This window comes from Nocardioides korecus (assembly GCF_054778395.1).
In genome coordinates, this window is the sequence record NZ_BAAGZO010000016.1 from 1 (window position 1) to 25183 (window position 25183).

Genomic DNA, 25183 nt, shown 5'->3' on the forward strand with positions numbered 1-25183 from the left:
TGGAGAAGCTCGGCCACACCGTGGTCATCGACCCCGCGGCCTGACAACCACCGGCAACTGCATCGTCGGGCTCCGCCCGACGGCGCTGACGCGCGCCCCGGTACAGGTGATTCACGGGTCTGTGTCCTTCTCGCTCTCCAAGTTCGGTCGCGTCGATCTGGGGTCTCCTGCAGATGCCAATCCCGCCCTCGAAATCCCAGGATCGACTCGTTGAGTGACCCTCCCGGCTGCGCATGGACCATTGCGAAAATGCTGCCCTCCTACCGGACCCTCAGGGCGGATCGAGGCTGAGTCGAGCGGAGAACGGCGGTCGTCAGGACAGCGCGCGTGCGACCGAACGCGCCTCGGTCACAGCGCGCGGAGTACTTAGTCTCGTTCTGCGGTCGAGGTCGGGGCCCGCCTGCTCGAGGTCAGGCGGCGCGTTGTCACCAGCAGCAGCGGGACCGTTGCCAGCTCAAGGCCCAGACCGGCGGCGACCCGAGCTCGCGCTGTGGTCTGGCACTGGGCATCCCCGGGCTCCTGGACACTGGCGAGTGCCGACGACAGCGTCTCCATCGTGCAGGTCTCACCACGGTCGTCCTGCACGGGCGCAACCCACATCGAACCCACTCCGAGCGCCACGCCCACCACCAGGACGATCCCGAGCATCTGCAGCCAACGCTGCCGACTAGCCCGCGCAGCCGCGACCACAAGCCACACCACGCTGGCGACGCACGTCAGAAGGAGCACTGCTAACAGGCTGTAGACGCCCGCCAGTCCAGCACTGCTCAGATCCACCCGCGCTCCCCCGGTCGTTCAGTGACTCAGTGTGAGCCCCGATCGCCCAGGTTTCACGAGAACGACCGATCGTCACGATCTGGTAACACCACGTGGGACGCTGCGGCACGTCTGCCACGGGTGCCAAGCGCCGCGACTCCCCTGGACGTGTGGGACGCCATCGCGATTGACGACGTGTTCAAAGTGGAGGGATGACCGGTTCGGTGCCACCGCTGGGGGTGGAGCTCAAGGTGGACGGTGGTGAGCGCACCGGGCCGCGTGGCACCAGCTACTGGGCGCGGGTGCGGTGGACCGATCCGGTCAGCGGTCGGCGGATGAGCCCCAAGCGCATGAGCAGGTCACGAGAGGACGTCGATGCCTGGGTCCAGCAGATGCAGCGCGCTGCGCGTACCGGCGTCGATCCCGGGCAGACACTCGCGACGTACATCGACGCCCTCGGCGACCGGTGGGCGCGCGGCATCGACCCGACCTCCACCTACGACCCGTACGCCGCTGGGCTGCGGCGGAGGGTGGTCCCCGCTCTTGGCCACCTTCCGGTCTCGATGCTCACCGCCGGCATCATCGACCGCGCGATCGATGAGTGGGAACGTCAGTACAGCCGGTCGACAGTCAAGAACTCAGTGGGCGCCCTGGTGCTCGTTCTCGACGAGGCGGTTCGCGACGGATTGGTCACACGGAACCCGGCCCGCGATCGCGCCCGCCGGCGCACCGTAGGTCGCACGCAGGAGCCCGCCGAGCATGCCAGCCCCCGGGACCTGGCGCTCCCGGACGTGGCCACCCTCGAACGGCTCGTGGCGCGAGTGATCGAGTCCGGGGACCACTCGAGCTACGGGGACGTGGTCACGATCCTGGCCACCACCGCACTGCGCATCAGCGAAGTGGCGGGGCTGCAAGTCAGCGACGTCGACCTGCAGAACGGCGTCGTCCACGTAGCTCGACAGACCTATCCCGGCCGCGGAGGTCTGGTGACCAAGGCGACCAAGGGACGTCGACGCCGAACGGTCCCGATCATCGAGCCCCTGCGGCCCACTCTCGCCCGACTGACCGTCGGCCGCGACCCCGAGGAAGGCCTCGTGCGCGGGCCACGGGGAGGTGTCATCACCACCGCCACTCTGCGCGACGCCACGAACTGGGACCAGGTCGTGTCCACCCTCGGACTCGAAGGCATGGTGCGCCACGGACTGCGCCACACGGCCCTCACCTGGATGGCCGACGCCGGGATCGAGCTGCACATGCTCCAACGGGTCGCCGGACACCAGGACCCCGCTGTCACCAGCCGCTACCTCCACCCGGACACACGCGCGGTCCTCGAGGCCGGCGCGGCCTTCTCTGAGTGGTGGTCCCGGGGCGGGGAACGGCCGCACCTGGACGTCTTGCCCGGCGGCCGGACAGGCTCATGAAGGAGCGGCCGCGCGTGTGTCAGGTGCCGCCCGGACCCATCGGCTCGAACGACCCGGCCCGAATCTCGTCAACAACCTCGCTGACACGTTGGCGCCCCTCCTCCATGCTGGAGCACGCCTCTTCGAGCGCCAGCATGTCCGCCCCATCGGGGCTCACTCGCCACACCAAGAGGTAGGGCTTTGGTGGCCCCTCGCGGCGGCGCTCGGCGCGTGTGGTGACTTGCCGGATCAACCGGTTCAATCGGCAGACGATGAAACGACCAACGACGCCCTCATCACCGTCAGGCGCGAACGTCGCATCAGGGGCCGGGCCGGGCACCTCGGCCTCCACGCTGAACGTGCGCCCCGCGGGATCCGTGGCCCACCGGACGAGTTTCGAACCGCTATCGAAATCCTCACCCACATCGAGGTCCTCAGAGTCCACCTCTTGATGGTGACGCACGACGCCGTCCCTTGCGGGCAGACCGACGGATCGCTGTGCGCAGATGGTCCTCGACAGGCTCTGGTCCAAAATTGGTCCAACGAGGACTTTGGTGTTGACCGGCGAGCGGAGTGCGCTCAGACGTGAAACAGGCCCTGACCTGCGGTTGCAGGTCAGGGCCTCTCGGTCGGGCTGACAGGATTTGAACCTGCGACCCCTTGACCCCCAGTCAAGTGCGCTACCAAGCTGCGCCACAGCCCGAGTGCCCGCCTGGTGGTTCTCGGTGGTGCCTGGCGGGCCGTCAGGAACCTTAGCGCACCCCCCGGGTGGTCACGAAAACGGGCCCGGTGCGGCCGCGGCCCGGGGGCGGCGTACGCGGTCTCGAGGACCCACAGGCGCGGCTTCGGCCGCTCACAGGATCCTCTTCGGCGGGCGCGGTTCTCTGGTCCTACCGCACCACCAGGACGCCTCGGAGGACCCCATGGACCAGCAGCACGACCAGCCCCGCCCGCTCCCCCAGGCCCCGGCGTACGCCGTGCCCGCAGCGCCGCGCTCGCAGCGCTCGGCCACCCGGCGCCTCCTCGCCGCGACGGCCGTGACGGCGCTGGTGACCGGGGCCGCCGGCGTCGGTGCGGGGTACGCCGGGCTGCACGCCTGGCAGGCGCACCACCCGTCCGCCGCGAGCTCCGCCCAGACGGTCCCGGGCTACTCCCAGGGGTCGACCTCGTGGCAGCTGCCGCCGGGCTACACCTACGGCGGCCAGGCCCCCTCCGACCCCGGCACCACCCAGCAGGACGGCACGGACGGCTCGGGCGCCACCGGCAGCTCGACCGACACCACCTCGACGGCCTCGGGCAGCCAGCTCACCGGCCTGGTGCGCATCGTCTCCACCATGAAGTACGACGGCGGCAAGGCGGCCGGCACCGGCATGGTCCTCACCTCCGACGGCGAGGTGGTCACCAACCACCACGTCGTGCAGGGCGCCACCTCGATCGCGGTCAAGGTGATGACGACCGGCAAGACCTACACCGCCACCGTCGTGGGCACCGACGCCGCCAAGGACGTCGCCGTCCTGCAGCTCCAGGACGCCTCGGGGCTCGCCACGGTCACCCCGGACACCGACGGCATCGCCAGCGGCTCCGCGGTGACGGCTGTCGGGGACGGAAACGGCACCGTCGACCACCTCAGCGCCGCGACCGGCACGGTGGTGGCCAAGAACCAGTCGATCACCACCCAGTCCGAGGGCTCGGCGAGTGGCGAGCGCCTGACCGACCTGCTCGAGATCAGCTCCGACGTGGTCCCGGGCTACAGCGGCGGCGCGACGTACGACGCGCAGGGGCAGGTCGTCGGCATGACCACGGCCGCCTCGAGCGGGTCGAACGACGTCGTCGGCTACGCGGTGCCCATCGCGACCGTCCTCCGGGTCGCCGACGACCTCGAGAGCGGCGTGCGGAGCACGGCGTACTCCTACGGGCGCCCGGCCTTCCTCGGCATCGACCTGGGCAACGGCACCACCGTCGCAGGGGCGTACGCCGGCACCCCGGCCGCCCGGGTCGGGCTCGGGCAGGGCGACACCATCACCGCCATCGCCGGCAAGGCCGTGACCACCCAGGCCCAGCTGCGCGCCGCGGTCGCCTCGCACCGACCGGGCGACCGGATCGCCGTGTCGTGGACCGACGCCTCCGGCGTGCGCCACACGAGGACCCTGACCCTGGCCCAGGGACCCGTGGCCTGACCGACCCGTCCACGGCCCTCGCCCGGAGATCCCGGACCACGTGGCGAGGGCTGTGGACGTTCCAGGGGCGGCAGGAGCCTGGTGGAGCGTCTCTAACCCCGATTTGCATGCGCGACGCCGGGCCCCGACGCCGGCCCCCTCCCCTACCGCTTGCGCTTCTCCCGGGGTCGCACCTCGAGGCTGATCGGGGTGCCGACGAAGCCGTGCTCCTCGCGCAGGCGGCGCTCGATGAAGCGCTCGTAGCCGGCGTCGAGCTTGCCGCTGGTGAACAGCACGAACGTGGGCGGCGAGGTGGTCGCCTGGGTGCCGAAGAGCACCTTGGGCTGCTTGCCGCTGCGCACCGGGTGGGGGTGCTCGGCGACCAGGCGGCCCAGGAACGCGTTGAGCTGACCGGTCGTGATCCGGGTCTCCCAGCCGCCCAGGGCGCGCTCGAGGGCCGGGACGAGCCGGTCGACGTGCCAGCCGGTGCGCGCGGTGAGGTTGATCCGCGGCGCCCACTGCACCTGCACCAGGTCGCGCTCGATCTCGCGGTCGAGGTAGTAGCGGCGCTCCTCGTCGACCAGGTCCCACTTGTTGAACGCGATCACCAGGGCGCGGCCCGAGTCGCGGACGGTCTGGATGATCCGCATGTCCTGCTCGGAGACCGACTGCGAGCCGTCGATGACCAGCACGCAGACCTCGGCGCGCTCGATGGCGGTCTCGGTGCGCAGCGAGGCGTAGTACTCGTGGCCCGAGGCGGTCTTGACCCGCTTGCGGATGCCCGCGGTGTCGATGAACCGCCAGGTCTTGCCGCCGAGCTCGATCAGCTCGTCGACGGGGTCCACGGTGGTGCCCGACGCGTCGTCGACGACCACCCGGTCCTCGTGGGCCAGCATGTTCAGCAGCGAGGACTTGCCCACGTTGGGGCGACCGATGATCGCGATCCGGCGCGGGCCGCCGACCTCCTCGAAGCGCTCGGGCGGGGTCTCGGGCAGGGCGGCCAGCACGGCGTCGAGCATGTCGCCCGAGCCGCGACCGTGCAGCGCGGAGACCGGCCACGGCTCGCCCAGGCCGAGGTTCCACAGCCCGTAGGCCTGGGCCTCGGCGCGCATGTCGTCGACCTTGTTGGCCGCGAGCACGACCGGCTTGCCGGCCTTGCGCAGGATCCGCACGACGGCCTCGTCGGCGTCGGTGATGCCCACGCCCGCGTCGACCACGAACAGCACCGCGTCGGCGATCGCGACCGCGATCTCGGCCTGGGCCGCGATCGAGGCGGCCAGCCCGCGGGCGTCGGGGTCCCACCCGCCGGTGTCGACCACCGAGAAGGCCCGGCCGTTCCACACCGCGTCGTAGGACACCCGGTCGCGGGTCACGCCGGGGACGTCCTCCACAACGGCCTCGCGCCGGCCGATGATGCGGTTGACCAGCGTCGACTTGCCGACGTTGGGGCGTCCGACCACGGCCAGGATCGGGACCCGACCCTCGCCCTCGTGGCCGTCCGCGGAGCTGCTGGGGGTGCCTGTGCTCATGTCCTCATCTTCTTCGTGCTCGTCGTCGTGCGCGGTGGGCCGAGCGGGCCGGGCAGGGTCATCCCCGTGGCCTCCTCGGCGTGAGTCAGGGTGGCGACGATCGCGTCGCGGACCCGGCGGGAGCCGTCCGCGACCTCGTCGGTGGTGCGGGGCCAGGGCAGGTGCGGAAGCGGCACGGGCTCGCCGTACGTCACCGCGATCCGGGACCCGGGCGGCGGCACCGAGTCGTCGGGGGCGCCCGGCAGACGCGTCCCCAGGAAGGCGACGGGCACGACGGGGGCACCGCTGACCAGGGCGAGGTACGCCGCACCAGGTCGGTGCCGCTGCATCGAGCCGTCCCCTCGAGCGCCCTCGGGGAAGACGCCGACGACCCGCCCCTCCTCCAGGACGCGCACCGCCTGGCGCACGGCACCGAGGTCGACGCGCGAGCGGTCCAGGGGGATCTGGCCGGCGGCGTGGAGGAAGGAGCCCATCGCCCCGGCGTACATCTCCCGCTTGGTCAGCACGTGGGCCGGGCGCGGGGAGACGATCGCCAGCAGCGGGCCGTCGAGCCAGCCGACGTGGTTGGCCGCGAGGACGACCGGTCCTTGGGCCGGCACGTGGTCGGCCCCGTGCACCTCGACCTGCCAGCGCCGGTGGACCAGGGTCCGGGCGGCCGGGCGCAGCCCGGTGAGCATGGCGGTGCGGGAGGCCCGAGCGGTCCGGGCGGTCCGGGGCTGCTCTCCGGCGCGGGCGCGGAGAGCGGCCGTCACGACCTGCTCCCCTGCTCCGCCCGGGGAGCCTCCTGCGACGAGCGGCTCTGGTCGGCCGCCTCGACCAGCGCGACCACCTGGTCGACGACCTGCTCGAGGGTGAAGGGGGTGGTGTCGAGGTGCACCGCGCCGTCGGGCACCACGGCGGGCGCGGCGGCGCGACCCGAGTCGATGCGGTCGCGGCGCAGCAGGTCGGCCTGGGTGGCCGCGACGTCGTCGCCGTTCTCGGCCGAGCGCCGGGCGGCACGCGCCGCGGGGTCGGCGGTCAGGTAGGCCTTGACGTCGGCGTCGGGGGCGACCACCGAGCCGATGTCGCGTCCCTCGACCACGATGCCGCCGTCGCCGATCGTGGCGCGCTGGAGCTCGAGCAGCCGGGCCCGCACCTCGGGGACCGAGGCGACGGCGCTGACGTGGGAGGTGACCTCCTGGGAGCGGATCCGCTCCGACACGTCCTGGCCGTCCACGGTGATGGTGGGGTCGGCCGGGTCGGTGCCCGACACGATCTCGGGGTCGTGCGCGCGGGCGGCGACGGCCGCGGGGTCCGCGAGGTCGACGCCCTGGTCGAGCATCCAGGCGGTCACGGCGCGGAACTGGGCACCGGTGTCGAGGTAGCGCAGGCCCAGGCGCGAGGCGACCCCGCGCGCGGTGCTCGACTTGCCCGAGCCCGAGGGGCCGTCCATGGCGACGACGACGGTGCTGCTGCTCACGAGACCTGCTCCTCCCGGTGCGCCGGCTGACCACCCCGGTCGGGGCGCGGCAGGGCGTCCGCCTGCTCCACCAGCAGGGATGAACCTTACCGGTGGGTCACCCATTCCCGAGACTCCAGCGATGTGCGCAGGGTCTCGGCGGCCACGTCGGCGACCACGAGCTCCACCAGGCCCACGGGGCGACCCGGGTCGTGGTCGATGTGCAGGTCTTCGATGTTGACCCCGATCTCACCGACGTCGGCGAACAGCCGGGCCAGCTCGCCGGGGTGGTCGGGCACCGAGACGAAGACCGAGGCCATCGCGATCACCGGACCACCGTGCTTGCCCGGGATCGCCTGGGTGCCGGTGACACCCCGGGCCAGGATCTCGCGCAGCGCGTCGTCGTCCCCGCGGTCGAGCACCGTGCGCAGGTGGGCCAGCTCGCCCTGCACCTCGGTGAGCAGCTCGCCCACGGCGGCGTGGTTCGCGGTCAGGATCTGGCCCCAGAGGTCGGGGTCGCCGGCGGCGATCCGGGTCACGTCGCGCACCCCCTGCCCCGAGAGCGACAGGTGCTCGGGCAGCGCCTCGGCGAGCTGGCCGGCGGTGAGCACGGCCAGGAGGTGCGGCAGGTGGGAGGTCCGGGCGACGGCGCGGTCGTGCTCCACCGGCGAGAGCCGCACGGGCTCGGCGCCGCACACCAGCGCCAGCGCCTCGACCAGCGCGACGGCCACCGGGTCGGAGTGCACGTGCGGCACGACGGCCCACGGACGGCCGTCGAAGAGCGCCGCCGTCGCGGCCAGCGGGCCGGAGCGCTCGCTGCCCGCCATCGGGTGGCTGCCGACGTAGTCGCGCAGCTGCGCCTCCTCGACCCGGTCCGCGATCATCGCCAGCGGCAGGCTCTTGATGCTGCCGACGTCGGTCACCACGCCGCCGCGGTCAAGCGCGGCCGCGACCGCGTCGGCGATGTGGTCCGGCGGCACCGCGACGACGGTCAGCTGCGGCACACCACTCGCCGGCGCGGGTACGCCGGCGCCGAGGCCGCTGGCGGTGCGGACGTGCTCGCGCGAGCTGTCGCTGAGCCAGACCTCGATCCCGGCACGGGCGACGGCCAGGCCGATGGAGGTGCCGAGCAGGCCGGCCCCGACCACGTGGACCGGGCCGTGCAGCAGGGCTCGTGGGTCGCTCATCGGGGCTCGTCGGGGACTTCGCGCACCTTGGTCAGGTCGCGCCGCAGCGCCGCGGCGCCGTGGAGGTAGACGTGGGTGACGTCCTTGCGGCCCAGCTCGGTCTCGACGTGGGCCATCATCCGGACCACGCGCGGCATCGAGCGGTCGATCTCCAGCTCGCGGGCGCAGATCAGGGGCACGTCGTCGAAGCCCAGCTGCCGGGCGGCGTACGCCGGGAACTCCGAGACCAGGTCGGAGGTCGCGGTGAAGATGATGCTGATGAAGTCGTCGACGTCGAGGTCGTTGGACGCCATCACGTCGCGGACCATCTCCGCGACCCGGTCGAGCATGTGGTCGCGGCTGTCGGTCTCCAGCTGGGTGGCACCCCGCACGGCACGGACGGACACGTCGACTCCTCTGCTCGGGTTCGGCTCGCCACCGGGGTCCCGGTGCGGGGACCAGCCTAGGGCCCGGTCACCCCGGTCAGAGCCCGGCGGAGTCCAGCAGCGTGCCGAGCTCGCGCTCGTCGAGCTCGCGGGTCGCCCCCGGCTTGAGGCCCTGGAGGCGCACGGGCCCGAACTGGGTCCGCGACAGGCGTCGCACGGGGTGCCCGACGTGGTCCAGCAGCCGGCGCACGATCCGGTTGCGTCCCTCGTGGATGACCAGCTCCACGATGGTGCGCTTGCCGTGGGTGGACTTCACCTTCACCGCGGTCACCGCCACCGGACCGTCCTCCAGGGTCACGCCCGACTTCAGGCGCTGGAGCGTGGCCCGGCCGACGTGCCCGTCGACCTCGGCGACGTAGGTCTTCTCCACCTGGTACGACGGGTGCGCCATCTTCTGGGCGAAGTCCCCGTCGTTGGTCAGCAGCAGCAACCCGTCGGTGTCGGTGTCGAGCCGGCCCACGTGGAAGAGCCGCTCGGGCCGGTCCCCCAGCAGGTCGCTCAGCGTGCGCTCCGCGTGCGGGTCCGACATCGTCGAGGTCACGCCGAGCGGCTTGTTCAGCACCAGGTAGACGTGCTCGCTGACCGGCGGCAGCCGCCGCCCCGAGACGTGGATGTTCGCCCGCGCCGGGTCGACCTTGGTGCCGAGCCGGGTGACGACCTCGCCGTCGACGGTCACCTCGCCGGCCAGCATCAGCTCCTCGCACTTGCGGCGGCTGGCCACCCCCGACTGCGCCAGCAGCTTCTGGAGCCGGATCAGGCCCTCGTCGTCGGTCTCGACCTGCCTCATGCCGGTCCGCCCTCCTCGTCGGTCGAGCCTGTCGGGACCACGGCCGCCACCTCCTGCTCGTCGTCGAAGTCGTCCATGCCGGGCAGGAACGGCGCCAGCTCGGGCAGCTCCTCGAGCCCCGAGACGCCGATCCGCTCCAGGAAGTAGCTCGTGGTGCGGTAGAGGTGCGCCCCGGTCTCCTGGTCGTGACCGGCCTCGGCCACGAGCCCGCGGGTCAGCAGCGTGCGCATCACGCCGTCGACGTTGACCCCGCGGATGGCCGAGACCCGGCTCCGGCTGACGGGCTGCTGGTAGGCGACCACGGCCAGGGTCTCCAGCGCCGCCTGGGTCAGGCGGGCCTGCTGGCCCTCGAGGACGAACTGCTCGACCACGGGCGCGAACGCCTCACGGGTGTAGTAGCGCCAGCCGCCGGCGACGTGGCGCAGCTCGAAGCCGCGACCGGTCGCGTCGTACTCCGCCACCAGGGCGTCGAGCGCCTCGGCCACCGCCTCCTGCGGGTGGTCGACGGCGACCGCCAGGGTGGCCTCGCCCAGCGGCTCGTCGGCCACCATCAGCAGCGCCTCCAGCGCCGGGCGGAGCTCGACGGGCGGGCGGGACTCCTCCTCGACGGCGCCGTCGGCGTCCTCGGGGGTCGGCTCGCCCTCGGCGTACGCCGTGGCGGGGGGCTGGGTCATCGCTGCTCCTCGGGGGCGTCGTCGATGGTCTGGTCGGTGGTCTCGTCGGGTGCCGGGCCGGTCGCACCTGGGGGCGGCTCGACGGGTGCCCCGTCGAACTCGTCCTCCACGACGACCTCGACGTCGTCACGCCCGGTCCAGCGGATGCTCAGCTCCCCCAGCGGCGTGGCCTGCTCGAAGCCCACGACGCCCTCGCGGAAGAGCTCCAGCAGCGCCAGGAACCGCGCGACCCGGGTCATCGTGTCAGGCGCGTCGGCGGCCAGCGCCCGGAAGGTGGTGGTGCCGCTCGCCCGCAGCCGCTCCACCACGACCGCGGCCTGCTCGCGCACCGAGACGGCCGGGGCGTGGATGTGGGCCAGGCCGACGGTCTCGGGCTCCGGCTTGGGCGCCATCGCGCGGGCCGCCAGCGCGGCGAACTCGCGCAGGCCCAGCCCGATCAGGACCTCGGGCAGCAGCGTGGCGAAGCGCTCGTCGAGGCCGACGGCACGCGGGTGGCGCCGCGCCTCGACCTCCATCCGGTCCTCCAGGACGGAGGCGACCAGCTTGTAGGCGCGGTACTGCAGCAGCCGGGCGAACAGCAGGTCGCGTGCCTCCAGCAGGGCGAGGTCCTCCTCGTCCTCGACCTCGGCCTGGGGCAGCAGCCGTGCGGCCTTGAGGTCCAGGAGGGTGGCGGCGACCAGCAGGAACGACGTCGTCTGCTCCAGGTCCCAGCCCTGACCGGCCGGCCCGGCGGCCTGGTGGGCGCGGATGTGGGCGATGAACTCGTCGGTGACCTTCGACAGCGCCACCTCGGTGACGTCGAGCTTGTGCCGCCCGATCAGGCTCAGCAGCAGGTCGAAGGGCCCCTCGAAGTTGTCCAGCCGCACGGCGAACGCCCCGCCGCCCGGCCGGTCCCCCGGTTGCTCCTCGACCGGCTCCGGCACCGGTTCCACCAGGCTGCTCAGTGGTCCGTGAGCCGCTCGACGAGGACGCTGTCGTCCCCGTTGAGCTCGAGGTCGGCCAGCGCGATGGCCAGGGCCTCGCGCACCAGCCGACCCCGGTCGACGGCGAGACCCTGGTCGCGACGCAGCGCCAGGCGGGCGTGCTCGATCGCCAGCAGCTCGTCGGCCGTCACGTAGACGGTCATCTTCTCGTCGTGCCGCACCCGGCCGCTCGTACGCCGTGGGCGACCGGCCGCGGGCTCCTGGACCGCAGGCTCGGCGGCGGCCGCGTCCAGCGACCCCTCGGCGGGCACGGCGCGCACGCTGGCCGGCCGCCCCGCGGGCGCGGTCGTCTCGCGGGTGGGACGGAAGAGGTCGTCGGCCGCGGGGAGGCTCACACGTCGGGGCATCGCGCCGCCACCTCCCGGGCGAGGTCGCGGTAGGCCCCCGCACCGGGCGAGTTCGACGCGTAGCTGGTGATCGGCTCGCCGGCGACCGTGGAGTCGGAGAACTTGATCGTGCGGCGGATGACGGTGTGGAAGACCTGGTCTCCCCAGGCCTCGACGAGACGCTGCATGACCTCGCGCCCGTGCAGGGTGCGGCCGTCGAACATGGTGCCCAGGACGCCGTCGACGACCAGGCGCGGGTTGAGCCGCTCCTGGACCTTGTCGATGGTGGTCTTGAGGAGCGCGACGCCACGCAGCGCGAAGTACTCGCACTCCAGCGGCACGATCACGCCGTCGGAGGCCGTCAGCGCGTTGACGGTCAGCAGGCCGAGCGAGGGCTGGCAGTCGATCAGGATCACGTCGTACTTCTCGATCGCGGGCGCCAGGACGCGCGAGAGGGTCTGCTCGCGGGCGACCTCGTGCACGAGCTGCACCTCGGCCGCCGACAGGTCGATGTTGGAGGGCAGCAGGTCCATGCCCTCGACGCCGCTGGGCACCACGACGTCCTCCAGCGTGACGTCGCGCTGCATCAGCAGGTTGTAGATCGTGAGGTCCATCTGGTGGGGGTTCAGGCCCAGACCGACCGACAGCGAGCCCTGCGGGTCGAAGTCGACCAGGAGGACCTTGCGGCCGAACTCCGCGAGCGAGGCCCCCAGGTTGATGGTGGTCGTGGTCTTGCCGACCCCACCCTTCTGGTTGCACATCGAGATCACGCGCGCGTGGCCGTGGGTGGCGCGCGGCGCGGGGTCGTGGAGCTCGGGAACCGGGCGACCGGTCGGGCCGAGCGGGGCGACGTCGACCAGCACCTCGGAGCTCGCCGGCTCCTGGACGACGGGCACGGCGACCGCGGGCTCCTGGACGACGGGCGCCTCGGCGACCGGGACCTCGACACCCGGGGTCTCGGCGGCCGCCGGGGTCTCCAGGGTCTCCCGGTTCTCCGCGGGCTGCTCGGCGCGGGGACGGAACGGCAGCGTGCTGCCGCCGGTCTCCGGCGGTGCGGGAGGTCGGTAGAGGGGAGGCATCTCCGAAGCCGCGCCGCCGAAGTCCTGCCCGAAACCGTCGGCACCGCTCATCGTGTGCATCCCTTCGTCGCGCGGCTGCCCGGAGAAGCCCGGCCAGTCGTCCTATTTGTCGACTTACCGCCAAGCCGCGTGGCGACTCTAGGCACCGCCGCGACCCGGTCACAACCCGGGCCGGCGGGTGGGGGTCGCCGTCCACCGATCTGGCGCCCCGGTGTGGGTCCAGCCACGCTGGCCGTGCACAGGCTGGTCCTGGCCTGTGGACGAAGTTGTGCGTCCAGGGGCCTCCTGGGCGGCCCGGACACGCGGCAGCGGCGCGCGCTCAGCCGAGCGCACGCGGGTGGGAGGCGGCGTACACCTCGCGCAGGGAGTCCACGGTGACCAGCGTGTAGACCTGCGTCGTGGTCACCGACGCGTGCCCGAGCAGCTCCTGCACCACGCGCACGTCGGCGCCGCCCTCGAGCAGGTGGGTGGCGAAGGAGTGCCGCAGCGTGTGCGGGGACACCTCGGTGGTGAGGCCGGCGCGTTCGGCCGCGCGGACCATCACCGTCCAGGCGCTCTGCCGCGACAGCCGACCGCCGCGGGCGTTGAGGAACAGCGCGCCGGCCCGCTCGCCGGCACCCCGACCGGTGCCGCCCTCGGCGAGCAGGGCGGGGCGGCCACGCACCAGGTAGTCGCGCACCGCCGCCCGCGCGAAGCTGCCGACCGGCACCACCCGCTCCTTGGAGCCCTTGCCGCGCAGCAGGACCGAGTGCCCGGCCGGGTCGTCCCCCTCGAGCTCGAGGTCGTCGACGTCGAGCCCGACGGCCTCGGAGATCCGGGCGCCGGTGCCGTAGAGCAGCTCCAGCAGCGCCCGGTCCCGCATCGCGAGCGCCGTGCCCGGCGCTCCGGCCGCCTCGAGCAGGCGCTCCACGTCGGCCAGCGGCACGGCTTTGGGCAGCCGCTTGGCCGGTGTCGGGGGTCGCACCGCGGCCGACGGGTCGTGGGTGGCCAGGCCGTCCTTGAGCGCGAACTTGTGGAAGCCGCGCACGGCCACCACCGTGCGCCCGGCCGAGCTCGCCGAGAGCGGCTGGTGCTCGGCGTCGCCCTCGCGCAGCGCCATCAGGAAGCCGGAGACGACCTGCTCGGTGACGTCGTCGAGCGCGGTGATCCCCGCGGCGTCGAGGTGGCCCAGGTAGCGCCGCAGGTCGCGGCGGTAGGAGCTGATCGAGTTCGGCGCCAGCCCGCGCTCGACCACGAGGTGGTCCAGGTAGGTGCGCAGCGCGCGCACCAGGTCGCTGGGACCCGCGGTCGTGCCTCCGGCCGCCTGGCTCACCGACGACACGCGAGGACGTCGACCCCGGGTCTCACGCGAGCGCCTCGTCCAGGCTCGCCGGGGTCAGTCCGTGGGCCTCCGCGACCGGGGCGTTGGTCACCGCCCCGGCGTGGGTGTTCAGCCCCAGCGCCAGCGAGCGGTCCTCGCGGCAGGCCTGCTGCCAGCCCTTGGAGGCCAGCGCGACGGTGTAGGGCAGCGTCGCGTTGGTCAGGGCGTACGTCGAGGTGTTCGGCACCGCGCCGGGCATGTTCGCGACGCAGTAGAAGATCGAGTCGTGCACGGCGTACGTCGGGTCGGCGTGCGTCGTGGCGTGGGTGTCCTCGAAGCAGCCGCCCTGGTCGACGGCGATGTCGACCAGCACCGATCCGGGCTTCATCCGCGAGACCAGGTCGTTGCTGACCAGCGTGGGGGCCTTCGCGCCGGGGATCAGCACGGCGCCGATCACCAGGTCGGCCTCGAGCAGCTGCTGCTCGATGGCCAGCTTGGAGGAGGCCAGGCCGTGGACGCGGTTGTCGTAGCGCCAGAACGACATCCGCAGCTTGTCCAGGTCGGTGTCGAGCAGGGTGACGTCGGCCCCCATCCCGAGCGCGATGTTGGCGGCGTTCTGGCCCGAGACGCCGGCGCCGATCACGACCACCTTGGCGTTGGCCACGCCGCCGACGCCGCCGAGGAGCACGCCGCGGCCGCCCTGGGCCTTCAGCAGCGCGTGCGCGCCCACCTGGGGCGCCAGGCAGCCGGCCACCTCCGACATCGGGTACAGCAGCGGCAGCGACCCCGAGGACAGCTGCACGGTCTCGTAGGCGACACCGGTGACCCGCTTGGCCACCAGCTCCTCGGTCAGCGGCCGGTCGGCGGCGAGGTGCAGGTAGGTGAAGAGCAGCAGGTCCTCGCGCAGGCGGGAGTACTCCTCGGCCACCGGCTCCTTGACCTTGAGGACCATCTCGGCCTCGCCCCACACGTCGTCCGCGGAGTCCAGGAGCCGCGCGCCGGCGGCGGCGTAGTCGTCGTCGGAGATCTGCGAGCCCGCGCCCGCGCCCCGCTGCACGTGCACCTCGTGGCCGTGCGCGACGAGCTCGTGCACGCCGACCGGGGTGATGGCCACGCGGTACTCGTGGTTCTTGACTTCCTGGGGTACGCCGATCCGCACGTCGATCTCCTTGGGTGCCGCCGAGACGCAGGGTCGTCGACGCTTCCGTCCACGCCGACGCGGGTGAGTCTAGTGCCGGGCCGGTTCCGGGAGAGGGACCTGGAGCGGCTCAGCGCAGGCCGGCGTCGGCCATCGTGCGCAGGGCGTTGCGGCAGGTCAGCCGGGCCAGGTCGTCGGCGGACCAGCCGCGCTCGGCCAGCGCCGCGAGCAGCCGCGGGTAGCCGCTGACGTCCTCGAGACCGTCGGGCAGCGTGCCGACCCCGTCGTAGTCGCCGCCCAGCCCGACGTGGTCGATCCCGGCCACCTCGCGGACGTGCTCGACGTGGGCCACGACGTCGGCGATGCGCGCCCGCGGCGCCGGGTGCCGCTCGGCGTACGCCGCCTCGAAGGCCGCCTCCTCGGGGCTGTACGCCGTCAGCCCCTCAGGCGCGAGCGCCGCCTCCAGCCCCGCCTGCCACTCGCGCACGGCCGGGCTGACGAAGTGGGGCACGAAGGTGACCATGCAGGTGCCGCCGTTGGTGGCCAGCCGCGCCAGGACGTCGTCGGGCACGTTGCGCGGGTGGTCGCAGACGGCCCGCGCGGAGGAGTGCGAGAACACCACCGGCACGGTCGTGGCGTCCAGGGCGTCGTGCATGGTGCCCGCGCTGACGTGGCTCAGGTCCACCATCATGCCGATCCGGTTCATCTCGGCGACGACCTCGCGGCCGAAGTCGTTCAGGCCCCCGAGCACGGGCTCGTCGGTGGCCGAGTCGGCCCACGGCACGTTGTCGTTGTGGGTCAGGGTCAGGTAGCGCACGCCCAGCCGGTGCAGCATCCGCAGGGTGCCCAGCGAGCCGTCGATCTGGTGACCGCCCTCGGCGCCCATCAGGCTGGCGACCCGTCCCTGGCTCCAGGCCCGCTGGACGTCGGCGACGCCGGTCGCGGGGGCCAGCACGTCGGCGTACCTCGCGACGGCGGCGTGCACGAAGTCGACCTGCTCCAGGGTCGCGGTCACCACCGCGCTGCCCGTCAGGGTCGTCGGCACCCACACCGACCAGAACTGAGCGCCCACTCCCCCGGCGCGCAGCCGCGGCAGGTCGGTGTGCGTCCCCAGGGACCGGCACGCGCGTGAGTCGGCCAGGTCGAGGACGTCCAGGTCGTACGCCGCCGCCTCCCGCGCCGCCCACGCCAGGTCGTTGTGCCCGTCGAGCACCGGGTGCTCCGCGAGCACCGCCCGCACCACCTCGTCCGGCCCACCCGACCCGGCAACATCCCCACCCGCAGCACCCCTAGCAGTCATGGCATGCACCCCACCACACGACCGGGACCACCCACAAAACCCCCGCAGAGGAGGCCCATCTGCACGCCCAGGAGGCCCATCTGCACGCCCAGGAGGCCCATCTGAACGCCCAGGAGGCTCATCTGCACGTCGAGGGGGCTCGTCTGCACGCCCAGGAGGCTCGTCTGCACGCCGAGGAGGCTCTTCTGGCGGGGCCTACAGGTCGCCGCGCCGCCGCAGGACGTCGTAGGCGAGCACGGCCGCCGCCATCGGGCTCTCCTGGATCCGCCCCGCGAGGACCGCGTCGACCAGCTCGTCCACCGGGACCCAGAGCTGCTCGAGCTCGGCCTCCTCGGCGTGCAGCTCGAAGTCGCCGCGATCGGCGTGGCTGAGGTCGCGCGCGAGGTAGAGGTGGTGCAGCTCGGTGGTGATGCCGGCGCTGGGGTTGAGCGTCATCAGGTGGAGCCAGCTGCCCGCCTGCAGCTCGACCTCCTCGCGCAGCTCGCGCTCGGCGGTGCGCTGCGGGTCCTCGCCCTCGACGTCGCAGATGCCGGCGGGCAGCTCGATCAGCGTCGCCCGGGCGGCGTGGCGGTACTGCCGGATGCAGCAGACCCGCTCCTGCTCGTCGACCGCCAGGACGACCGCGGCGCCGGGGTGCTCGACCACCAGCCGGCGGAAGGTCGGCTCAGGGTGCTCGGGGCGGTGCACGGTGTCCTCGCGCAGCTTGATGACCCACGCGTCCTCGACGAGGTAGCGCGACCCGACGACCGGCCAGGTGCCCGGCCGGTCCCCGACGTCGGCCACGCCTCAGACCTCCGCGTCGGCCGGCTGCGGTCGCGACCCGGACGTCGAGCGGCCGTTGGCACCCGAGGTGCCGTCGTCCTCCTCGGCGTGACGACGACGCAGCGCGCTCTCCTCGATCGGGATCTCCAGCTCGCGCTGGCGGTGGATCGCGGCCTTGACCAGCCCGGCGAACAGGGGGTGCGGCCGGGTGGGCCGCGACTTCAGCTCCGGGTGGGCCTGCGTGGCGACGTAGTAGGGGTGCACGTCGGCGGGCAGCTCGACGAACTCCACCAGGCTGTCGTCGGGCGAGGTACCGGAGAACGACAGCCCGGCCTCCTCCAGCTGCGCCCGGTAGGCGTTGTTGACCTCGTAGCGGTGCCGGTGGCGCTCCTCCACTCGCGCCTGCCCGTACGTCGCCCGGACCACCGAGCCGTCCTTGAGGTCGGCCGGGTAGAGACCGAGTCGCATGGTGCCGCCCAGGTCCCCGGCGCCCTCGACGAACGCGTGCTGCTCGGCCATGGTCGCCACGACCGGCTCGGGGCAGTCGGGGTCGAACTCGGTGGAGGCCGCGCCGGTGAGGCCGGCCACGGTGCGGGCGTACTCGATGACCATGCACTGCAGGCCCAGGCACAGCCCCAGGGTGGGGACACCGTGGGTGCGGGCGTAGGTCAGCGCACCCAGCTTGCCCTCGATGCCGCGGATGCCGAAGCCACCGGGTACGCAGATCGCGTCGACGTCGCCGAGCATCCGGGCAGCACCCTCGGGGGTCTGGCACTCGTCGGAAGGGATCCACGAGATCGTGACCTTGGCCTCGTGGGCGAAGCCACCGGCCCGCAGCGCCTCCACGACCGAGAGGTAGGCGTCGGGCAGGTCGACGTACTTGCCGACGAGGCCGATCGTGACCTCCTCGTTGGGGTGGTGCACCCGCTCGAGCAGGTCGTCCCAGACCGTCCAGTCCACGTCGCGGAAGGGCAGGTTGAGCCGGCGCACGAGGTAGGCGTCGAGCCCCTCGCGGTGCAGCACCTTGGGGATGTCGTAGATCGACGGGGCGTCGGCCGCGGTGACCACGGCCTCCTCGTCGACGTCGCACATCAGCGAGATCTTCTTCTTCACCGACTGCGGGATCTCCCGGTCCGCGCGGCACACGATCGCGTCGGGCTGGATGCCGATCGAGCGCAGGGCGGCGACGGAGTGCTGGGTCGGCTTGGTCTTCAGCTCACCCGACGGGCCGATCCACGGGACCAGCGAGACGTGCAGGAAGAAGACGTTGTCGCGCCCGATCTCGTGGCGCACCTGGCGCGCGGCCTCGAGGAACGGCAGCGACTCGATGTCGCCGACGGTGCCGCCGACCTCGGTGATGACGACGTCGATGTCGTCACCGCCCATGGCCAGGACCCGGTCCTTGATCTCGTTGGTGATGTGCGGGATCACCTGCACGGTGTCGCCGAGGTAGTCGCCGCGGCGCTCCTTGGCGATGACCGTCGAGTAGACCTGCCCGGTCGTGACGTTGGCGATCTGGTTCAGGTTGGTGTCCAGGAACCGCTCGTAGTGACCGATGTCGAGGTCGGTCTCGGCCCCGTCGTCGGTCACGAAGACCTCGCCGTGCTGGAACGGGTTCATCGTCCCGGGGTCCACGTTGAGGTAGGGGTCGAGCTTCTGCATCGTGACCCGCATCCCGCGGGACCGCAGCAGGCGCCCCAGGCTCGATGCCGTCAGACCCTTGCCGAGGGACGAGGCGACGCCTCCAGTGACGAAGACGTGCTTGGTCTGCTGCGGTGCTACCAAGAGAGCTCCCCGTGGGCTTGAAACGGACGGTCATCCACGGGATTCGACCCTACCAAGGATTCGCCGTGCGCTGTGCCGCGCCGCCCGCTCAACGCGCCCGGGGCCGTGAGGCCTGCGCCACGTCGAGCAGCTCCTGGGCGTGGGCCATGGCGGTGTCGGACTCCTCCATGCCTGCGAGCATCCGCGACAGCTCCTGCACCCGGCCCGGGTCGTCCAGCGCGACCAGCCCCGAGGTGGTCACCGACCCGTCGCTGCTCTTGCGCACGACGACGTGCTGGTCGGCGAAGGCGGCCACCTGCGGGAGGTGGGTGACGACGAGCACCTGGGAGGTGCGCGCCAGGGCCGCCAGCCGACGGCCGATCTCCACGGCGGCCCGACCGCCCACGCCGGCGTCGACCTCGTCGAAGACGAACGTCGGCACCGGACGGGTGTCGGCCAGCGCCACCTCGATCGCGAGCATCACCCGCGACAGCTCGCCTCCCGAGGCACCCTTGCCCAGGCCGCGCGGGCCGGCGCCGGTGTTGGCCGCCAGCAGCAGCTCGACCTCGTCCAGGCCCATGGGCCCGAAGCGCCAGGTGCCGTCGCCCAGGTCCAGCCCGCGCTCGTCGGGGGTGCGGCTCAGGGCCACCTCGAAGCGGGCGTGCGGCATCGAGAGCTGGTGCAGCTCGGCGGTGACGTTGGTCGAGAGCCGCTCCCCCGCCTCCCGGCGCAGGTCACCGAGGTCGGTCGCCAGGCCGGCGAGCCGGGCGCGCAGGGCGGCCCGCTCCTCGCGCAGGCCGGCCACGCGGTCGTCGGAGCCGTCGAGGTCGAGCAGTCGCAAGGAGGAGCGTCGGGCCCACTCGAGGACCTCCTCGGTGGTCTCGCCGTACTTCCTGGTCAGCGCGCTCAGGTCGGCCCGCCGCTGCGAGACCGTGGCCATGCGCGCGGGATCGGTGTCGAGCCCCGTGCTGTACGACGCCACGTCGGCCGCGACGTCGGCGAGCAGGTAGGACACCTCGGCGACCCGGTCGGCGAGCGAGGCGGCCTCCGGGTCGAAGTCGCGCACGCCCTCGAGCGCCCGACGGGCAGCGGCCAGGGCCCCCATCGCGTCGGGCGAGTCACCGTCGGCCGACAGCGCCTCCCGGGCACCCTCGGCCGCCGTGCGGAGCGTGTCGGCGTGGCCGAGCCGGGTCTCCTCCGCAGCCAGGGCCACCTCCTCACCGGGGTGCGGGTCGACGGCCTCGACCTCCTCCAGACCCAGGCGGAGCAGGTCGGCCTCGCGAGCCCGCTCGCGCGCCGAGCCCAGGACCTCGGTGAGCTCCTTCTCGACGGCGCGCAGCCGGTCGTGGTCGCGGGTGTAGTCGGCGAGCACCCGCTCCAGAGGCTCGCCGGCGTAGGCGTCGAGCGCGGCGCGCTGGGCCTCGGGGCGCAGCAGCCGGTGCTGGTCGGACTGGCCGTGGACCGCCACGAGCGAGGCGCCGGCCCGCACCAGCGCGGAGGCCGGCACCGAGGCGCCGCCCAGGAACGCCCGCGACCGGCCCTCGGCCGAGACCTGGCGGGCCATCAGCAGGCTGCCGGCCTCGACCTCGCCGCCGTGCTCCTCGGCGACCGCCTCGAGCGCCGCGTCGGCCCGCACCACGCCCTCGACCCGGGCGGCGCGGGCCCCGATCCGCACGGAGCCGGAGTCGGCACGCCCGCCCAGCAGCAGCCCCAGCGCCGTGACCAGCATGGTCTTGCCGGCGCCGGTCTCACCGGTGATGACGGTGAACCCGCTGCGGAGCTCGAGCACCGACTCCTCGATGACGCCCAGGGAGCGGATCCGGATCTCCTCGATCACGGCTCAGGCCTCCCGTCGACGCCGCTCGGCCGCGCCGCGCCACCCCTCGACCGGCAGGCCGAACTTGGCCACCAGGCGGTCGGTGAACGGCGCCTCGTGCAGGCGCACCAGCCGCACCGGCGAGCGTCCGCGTCGCACCTCGACCCGGGCGCCGGGCGGCAGGTCGACCGTGCGGCGACCGTCGCACCACAGCACTCCGGTCGCGTCGGTGCGGTCGAGGACCTCGACGGCCAGCACCGAGGTCGGGGCCACCACCAGCGGACGCGCGAACAGCGCGTGGGCGCTGATCGGCACCATCAGCAGCGCCTCGACGCCGGGCCACACGATCGGGCCCCCCGCGCTGAAGTTGTACGCCGTGGACCCGGTCGGTGTCGCGCAGACCACGCCGTCGCAGCCGAACCGCGACAGCGGGCGGTTGTCGACCTCGACCACCACCTCGAGCATCCGCTGACGGGCCGCCTTCTCGACCGTGGCCTCGTTGAGGGCCCAGGTGCTGCCGACGACCTCCTTGTCGCGGTAGACCGTGACGTCGAGGGTCAGCCGCTCCTCGCTGGAGTAGTGGCGGCCCACGACCATCCCGATCAGCTTCTCGACGTCCTCGCTCTCGGCCTCGGCCAGGAACCCGACGTGGCCCAGGTTCACCCCGAGCAGCGGGGTGGTCGTGCCGTGGGTCAGCTCGGCGGCGCGCAGGATGGTGCCGTCACCCCCCAGCACGAGGACGAGCTCGCAGTCCTGGGCGGCGGCGTCCTCGGCGCCGACCGTCTCGACCTCGCACCCCGGCGGGAGCTCGAGGTCCTTGGCCTCCTCCTCCAGCATCCGCACCACGAGGCCGTGGGTCCGCAGCGCCGTGGCCACCTGCGTGGCGATGACCCGCGCCTCCTCGCGACCGGTGTGGGCCGTGAGCAGGATGCGTCTCTCGCCAGGGGGTGGGGTCACGGGCTCACCCTCTCACCCGGCGTGCCGAGCGAGCCGGATCGGGCCACCTCGGCGGCGACCTCGTCGCGACCCAGGGCCGGCTCGCCGGCGCGCAGCCAGAGGAAGAACTCGACGTTGCCCGACGGACCCGGCAACGGGCTCGTCGTGACCGCCCGAGCGCCCCACCCCAGCCGGGCGGCCGCCTCGGCGATCCCGACCACGGCGTCGGTGCGGTGGTCGAGGTCGCGCACGACGCCCCCGCGTCCCAGGCGGTCCTTGCCCACCTCGAACTGCGGCTTGACCATCAGGGCCAGGTCACCGTCGGGGGACGTGACCCCGACCAGCGCCGGCAGCACCAGCCGCAACGAGATGAAGGAGAGGTCGCCGACCACGAGGTCGACCGGTCCGTCCACCAGGTCCGGGGTCAGGTCACGCACGTTGGTGCGGTCCACGACCCGCACCCGCGGGTCGTTCTGCAGCGCCCACACCAGCTGGCCGTAGCCCACGTCGACGGCGACGACCTCGCGGGCGCCGCGTCGCAGCAGCACGTCGGTGAACCCACCCGTGGAGGCGCCGGCGTCGAGGCAGCGTCGTCCCTCGACCGCGAGCCCGAGGGGTTGGAGCACGTCGAGCGCGCCGGCGAGCTTGTGGCCGCCGCGACTGGCGTAGTCGACCTGGTCCGGGTCCTCGCGCACGACCAGGTCGGCGTCGGTGGTGACCCCGGTGGCCGGCTTGGTGGCGACCGCCTTGTTGACGCTCACCCGACCGGCCGCGATCAGCTCGCTGGCCTGCTCCCGCGAGCGGGCCAGGCCTCGACGCACGAGCTCGGCGTCCAGGCGCAGCCGACGAGGCGGCACGGCGCGGTCGCCTAGGTGCCGGCGGGCCGCCCGGCGCCCGCCTCGTCCAGGGCCCGGCGCAACGAGGCGTGGGCCTGCTCGAACACGGCCACGTGGTCGCCCACGGGCAGCGTGTCGAGCTGCTCCAGGGAGTCGAGCACCTCCACCACATCGGCGGACGGGGCGCGGGTGGACCCGGGCTCGGACGACGCGGGTGGGGCCGGTCGCGGTGGGCCCGGGACGGGCGGCACGGGGCTCTGGCTCATGGCGGTCACGCTACTCGGGAGCACTGACACCGTCGGTGGCGACAGGCTCGCCGTGCTCGTCGAGGTGCGCCCAGGCCGCCTCGGCCACGACGCTCCACCAGGCGGCCGTCTCGCCCTGTCCCTCGACGACCAGCTGACCGTCGCGCACCCGCGCGGTCCACCCGCCGAGCTCGAAGCCGTCGTCGGTCCGGGTCGGCACCTCCGCTTTCCGGGCGAGCGCGGTCAGGTCCGGCGCGACGTACGTCGGTCGCTGCTCGGGGCGTGCCGAGACGACCTCGTCGAGCCCGGACACCCCGGTGAGCACGAGCAGGCTGTCCCAGCCCATCTTGACCGCACCCTCGATGTCGGTGTCGAGCCGGTCCCCCACCACCAGCGGGTGCTCGCCGCCGACGCGGGTCAGCGTCTCCTCGAACAGCGGCGGCTCCGGCTTGCCGGCGACCTCGGGCTCGCGGCCGGCGAACTCCGCGACCAGACGCACGAGCGCGCCGTTGCCCGGAGCGGTGCCGGTGGCGGTCGGGATGGACATGTCGGTGTTGCTGGCCACCCACGGCACACCGTCGTGGACGAGCGTGGCGCCGCGCATGACCTGGCTCCAGGGCATGTCGGGGCCGTAGCCCTGGACCACGGCCTCGACCTCCTCGTCGGGAGCCAGCTCGGTGACCACCTCGAGGTCGTGCTCCTCGAGCGCGAGCCGCAAGCCCTCGCCACCGATCAGGAACACCCGGCCGCCGCTGCTCACCGTGGCGGCGACCAGGCGGGCGGCGGCCTGGGCGCTGGTCACGACGTCCTCGTCCACCGCCTCCACCCCGAGCTCGCGCAGGTGGTCGCCGACCGTGGACGGCGGGCGAGCCGCGTTGTTGGTCACGAAGGCCAGGTGCATCCCGGCCGCCTGGGCCTCGTTGAGCGCCTCCGGGGCGCCGGGCACCGCGTCACGGCTGCGGTAGACCACGCCGTCCAGGTCCAGGACGGCGACGTCGTACTCCTCGCGCAGCGGGCGCTCGCAGCTGCCCAGCCGACCGGGGGACGACACGGGCGTCTCGGCCGGACCGGTCACGGCTGCTCGAACCGCTTCTCCAGCGTCGCAGCACGCTCGCCGGCGTCGGTCGCCTCCTCGTGGTCGACCGCCTCGGTGCGGTGGAACCAGGTCAGCGCGTCGTTCGCGCGACCGGCGGCCTCGAGGGCGTCGGCGTAGGCGTAGCGCAGCCGCGCCACCCACGGGTCGCGGGACTTCGACAGCAGGTGGGAGGTCTCCAGGACCCGCAGGGCGGCGTCCATCTCCCCGCGGTCACGGCGTGCGCCGGCCTCGACGATGGTCAGCTCGGCCAGCAGTGGCGGGGCCAGCTTCTCGACGGGTGCGTTCTTGACCAGGGCCAGGGCCCGGTCGGGGCGACCGAGGGCCCGCTCGCAGTCGGCCATGATGGCGACGTAGTCGTGGGCACCGTTCATCCGCTTGGCCGCGCGCAGCTCGGTGAGCGCCTCGGCGTACTCCCCCGCCGCGTACGCCGCCTCGCCTACTGCCTCGCGCACGACGGCCAACCGCGCCGCACGGGCGCGCGCCGCCAGGGTGTGCTCGTAGGCGATCCGCGGCTCGGACTCGATCAGCAGCCCGGCCGCCACCAGGTGACGCGCGACCCGCTGGGCCAGCTTGTCCGGGAGCGACTGCAGCTGGGCCGCCACGGAGCGGTCGAGCTCGCGACCGGTGATCTCCTCGGGGATCGGCGGCCCGTCGTACTTCGCCTGGCGCTCGCTGCGATCGCCCTCGTCACGGGGACGGTCGTCGCGCCGCGGCCGGCTGAACTCACGCTTGTCGCCACCGCGCGAACCGCCACCGTCGCGCGAGGACGGTCGTCCACCGCCCGATCGCGACCCGCCGCCGGACCCACCGGGGCCACCGGCACCGGGACGCCCGCCACCGGAGCGACCCGGGGAGTCACCCTGACGGGAGCCGCCCGAGCGGGAGTCGCCGCCACGGCCGCCGTCGGAACGACCGCCGCCGCGCGGACCGTCTCCGCGGGACCCGCCGGAGGAGGGCCGGCCCGAGCGTCCGCCGCCCGAGGAGCTTCGAGGTGATCGGGGGGCGCGGTCTTCGGGCACGGGGGTTCTCCTGGACAACGGGGTGGGACGACGTGGTGGGTGGTGCTCGGGAAAAGACTAAGGGCCGCGCCCCCACAACGGGGGGCACGGCCCTCAGCAACGTGTTGTCCGGCGACGTCCTACTCTCCCACGACCTCCCGGTCGCAGTACCATCGGCGCTGAACGGCTTGACTTCCGGGTTCGGAATGGGACCGGGTATTTCCCGTTCGCTATGGCCGCCGTAACTCTATG

25 protein-coding genes, 1 tRNA gene and 1 rRNA gene are annotated in these 25183 nt (G+C 73.2%); 2 read left to right on the forward strand and 25 right to left on the reverse strand.

Translation table 11 applies throughout. The annotated features are described in order from the left end of the window. The first annotated feature begins 968 nt into the window (after positions 1-968). Positions 969-2177 carry a tyrosine-type recombinase/integrase gene (locus tag ACYVDA_RS20105; RefSeq protein ID WP_460820312.1) on the forward strand — a complete coding sequence of 403 codons (1209 nt, stop codon included), beginning with the start codon at positions 969-971 and terminating at the stop codon, positions 2175-2177. A 19-nt stretch (positions 2178-2196) separates the two neighbouring features. Here the strand turns inward: ACYVDA_RS20105 and ACYVDA_RS20110 are convergent, their stop codons facing one another. After that, the gene (locus ACYVDA_RS20110) at positions 2197-2601 is read right to left on the reverse strand and encodes a hypothetical protein (RefSeq protein WP_460820314.1); all 405 of its coding nucleotides are present in this window, start codon (positions 2599-2601) and stop codon (positions 2197-2199) included. 184 nt (positions 2602-2785) lie between these two features. Then, positions 2786-2859, reverse strand: a tRNA-Pro gene (locus tag ACYVDA_RS20115). Positions 2860-3079: 220 nt separating this feature from the next. On the opposite strand from ACYVDA_RS20115, the gene ACYVDA_RS20120 reads away from it, so the two are divergent. Further along, the gene (locus tag ACYVDA_RS20120) at positions 3080-4333 is read left to right on the forward strand and encodes a S1C family serine protease (RefSeq protein WP_460820315.1); all 1254 of its coding nucleotides are present in this window, start codon (positions 3080-3082) and stop codon (positions 4331-4333) included. Positions 4334-4476: 143 nt separating this feature from the next. On the opposite strand, the gene der is transcribed toward ACYVDA_RS20120, so the two are convergent. From der to rrf, 23 genes are all read right to left on the reverse strand, one after another. Continuing rightward, positions 4477-5841 (reverse strand): ribosome biogenesis GTPase Der, encoded by a 1365-nt coding sequence (gene der, locus ACYVDA_RS20125; RefSeq protein WP_460820317.1) that lies wholly within the window; start codon positions 5839-5841, stop codon positions 4477-4479. Further along, positions 5838-6593, reverse strand: coding sequence for a lysophospholipid acyltransferase family protein (locus ACYVDA_RS20130; protein ID WP_460820319.1), 756 nt, complete (start codon positions 6591-6593; stop codon positions 5838-5840). Before ACYVDA_RS20130 ends, der begins: the two co-directional genes overlap by 4 nt. Next, positions 6590-7300 carry a (d)CMP kinase gene (gene cmk, locus ACYVDA_RS20135; protein WP_460820320.1) on the reverse strand — a complete coding sequence of 237 codons (711 nt, stop codon included), beginning with the start codon at positions 7298-7300 and terminating at the stop codon, positions 6590-6592. The genes ACYVDA_RS20130 and cmk overlap by 4 nt, the downstream gene beginning before the upstream one ends. A gap of 86 nt (positions 7301-7386) precedes the next feature. Next, positions 7387-8466: a prephenate dehydrogenase gene (locus tag ACYVDA_RS20140; RefSeq protein WP_460820321.1), complete on the reverse strand. Its 1080-nt coding sequence runs from the start codon at positions 8464-8466 to the stop codon at positions 7387-7389. Continuing rightward, the gene (gene aroH / locus ACYVDA_RS20145) at positions 8463-8852 is read right to left on the reverse strand and encodes a chorismate mutase (RefSeq protein WP_460820322.1); all 390 of its coding nucleotides are present in this window, start codon (positions 8850-8852) and stop codon (positions 8463-8465) included. The genes ACYVDA_RS20140 and aroH overlap by 4 nt, the downstream gene beginning before the upstream one ends. A 76-nt stretch (positions 8853-8928) precedes the next feature. After that, positions 8929-9678: a pseudouridine synthase gene (locus tag ACYVDA_RS20150; RefSeq protein ID WP_460820323.1), complete on the reverse strand. Its 750-nt coding sequence runs from the start codon at positions 9676-9678 to the stop codon at positions 8929-8931. Continuing rightward, positions 9675-10352: an SMC-Scp complex subunit ScpB gene (gene scpB / locus ACYVDA_RS20155; RefSeq protein ID WP_460820324.1), complete on the reverse strand. Its 678-nt coding sequence runs from the start codon at positions 10350-10352 to the stop codon at positions 9675-9677. Before scpB ends, ACYVDA_RS20150 begins: the two co-directional genes overlap by 4 nt. Beyond that, positions 10349-11284 (reverse strand): segregation and condensation protein A, encoded by a 936-nt coding sequence (locus ACYVDA_RS20160; protein ID WP_460820326.1) that lies wholly within the window; start codon positions 11282-11284, stop codon positions 10349-10351. The genes scpB and ACYVDA_RS20160 overlap by 4 nt, the downstream gene beginning before the upstream one ends. A gap of 8 nt (positions 11285-11292) precedes the next feature. Continuing rightward, positions 11293-11682 (reverse strand): hypothetical protein, encoded by a 390-nt coding sequence (locus ACYVDA_RS20165; RefSeq protein WP_460820327.1) that lies wholly within the window; start codon positions 11680-11682, stop codon positions 11293-11295. Continuing rightward, positions 11667-12740: a ParA family protein gene (locus ACYVDA_RS20170; protein ID WP_460820341.1), complete on the reverse strand. Its 1074-nt coding sequence runs from the start codon at positions 12738-12740 to the stop codon at positions 11667-11669. Before ACYVDA_RS20170 ends, ACYVDA_RS20165 begins: the two co-directional genes overlap by 16 nt. Positions 12741-13059: 319 nt before the next feature. Further along, the gene (locus tag ACYVDA_RS20175; RefSeq protein WP_460820328.1) at positions 13060-14052 is read right to left on the reverse strand and encodes a site-specific tyrosine recombinase XerD; all 993 of its coding nucleotides are present in this window, start codon (positions 14050-14052) and stop codon (positions 13060-13062) included. Between the two features lie 31 nt (positions 14053-14083). Continuing rightward, positions 14084-15199 (reverse strand): alanine dehydrogenase, encoded by a 1116-nt coding sequence (ald, locus tag ACYVDA_RS20180; protein ID WP_460820329.1) that lies wholly within the window; start codon positions 15197-15199, stop codon positions 14084-14086. 109 nt (positions 15200-15308) lie between these two features. Next, complete coding sequence (locus ACYVDA_RS20185) at positions 15309-16409, reverse strand: dipeptidase (protein ID WP_460820331.1); 1101 nt, start codon at positions 16407-16409, stop codon at positions 15309-15311. Between the two features lie 65 nt (positions 16410-16474). Next, entirely contained in the window at positions 16475-16648 is a 174-nt protein-coding gene (locus ACYVDA_RS20190; protein ID WP_460820332.1) for a hypothetical protein, read from the reverse strand. Between the two features lie 25 nt (positions 16649-16673). Beyond that, positions 16674-17261: an NUDIX domain-containing protein gene (locus ACYVDA_RS20195; RefSeq protein WP_460820333.1), complete on the reverse strand. Its 588-nt coding sequence runs from the start codon at positions 17259-17261 to the stop codon at positions 16674-16676. Between the two features lie 3 nt (positions 17262-17264). Beyond that, positions 17265-19025, reverse strand: coding sequence for a CTP synthase (locus ACYVDA_RS20200; protein WP_460820334.1), 1761 nt, complete (start codon positions 19023-19025; stop codon positions 17265-17267). Between the two features lie 88 nt (positions 19026-19113). Further along, positions 19114-20841, reverse strand: coding sequence for a DNA repair protein RecN (gene recN / locus ACYVDA_RS20205; protein ID WP_460820335.1), 1728 nt, complete (start codon positions 20839-20841; stop codon positions 19114-19116). A gap of 3 nt (positions 20842-20844) precedes the next feature. Then, positions 20845-21777, reverse strand: a complete 933-nt coding sequence (locus tag ACYVDA_RS20210) for an NAD kinase (protein WP_460820336.1) — start codon at positions 21775-21777, stop codon at positions 20845-20847. After that, the gene (locus ACYVDA_RS20215; protein ID WP_460820337.1) at positions 21774-22613 is read right to left on the reverse strand and encodes a TlyA family RNA methyltransferase; all 840 of its coding nucleotides are present in this window, start codon (positions 22611-22613) and stop codon (positions 21774-21776) included. Before ACYVDA_RS20215 ends, ACYVDA_RS20210 begins: the two co-directional genes overlap by 4 nt. Before the next feature lie 11 nt (positions 22614-22624). Continuing rightward, the gene (locus ACYVDA_RS20220; RefSeq protein WP_460820338.1) at positions 22625-22858 is read right to left on the reverse strand and encodes a hypothetical protein; all 234 of its coding nucleotides are present in this window, start codon (positions 22856-22858) and stop codon (positions 22625-22627) included. Between the two features lie 10 nt (positions 22859-22868). Then, positions 22869-23888, reverse strand: a complete 1020-nt coding sequence (locus ACYVDA_RS20225) for an HAD-IIA family hydrolase (protein ID WP_460820339.1) — start codon at positions 23886-23888, stop codon at positions 22869-22871. 20 nt (positions 23889-23908) lie between these two features. Further along, entirely contained in the window at positions 23909-24952 is a 1044-nt protein-coding gene (locus ACYVDA_RS20230; protein ID WP_460820340.1) for a tetratricopeptide repeat protein, read from the reverse strand. A gap of 106 nt (positions 24953-25058) precedes the next feature. After that, positions 25059-25175: ribosomal RNA gene (rrf, locus tag ACYVDA_RS20235) — 5S ribosomal RNA — on the reverse strand. Positions 25176-25183: the final 8 nt, after the last annotated feature.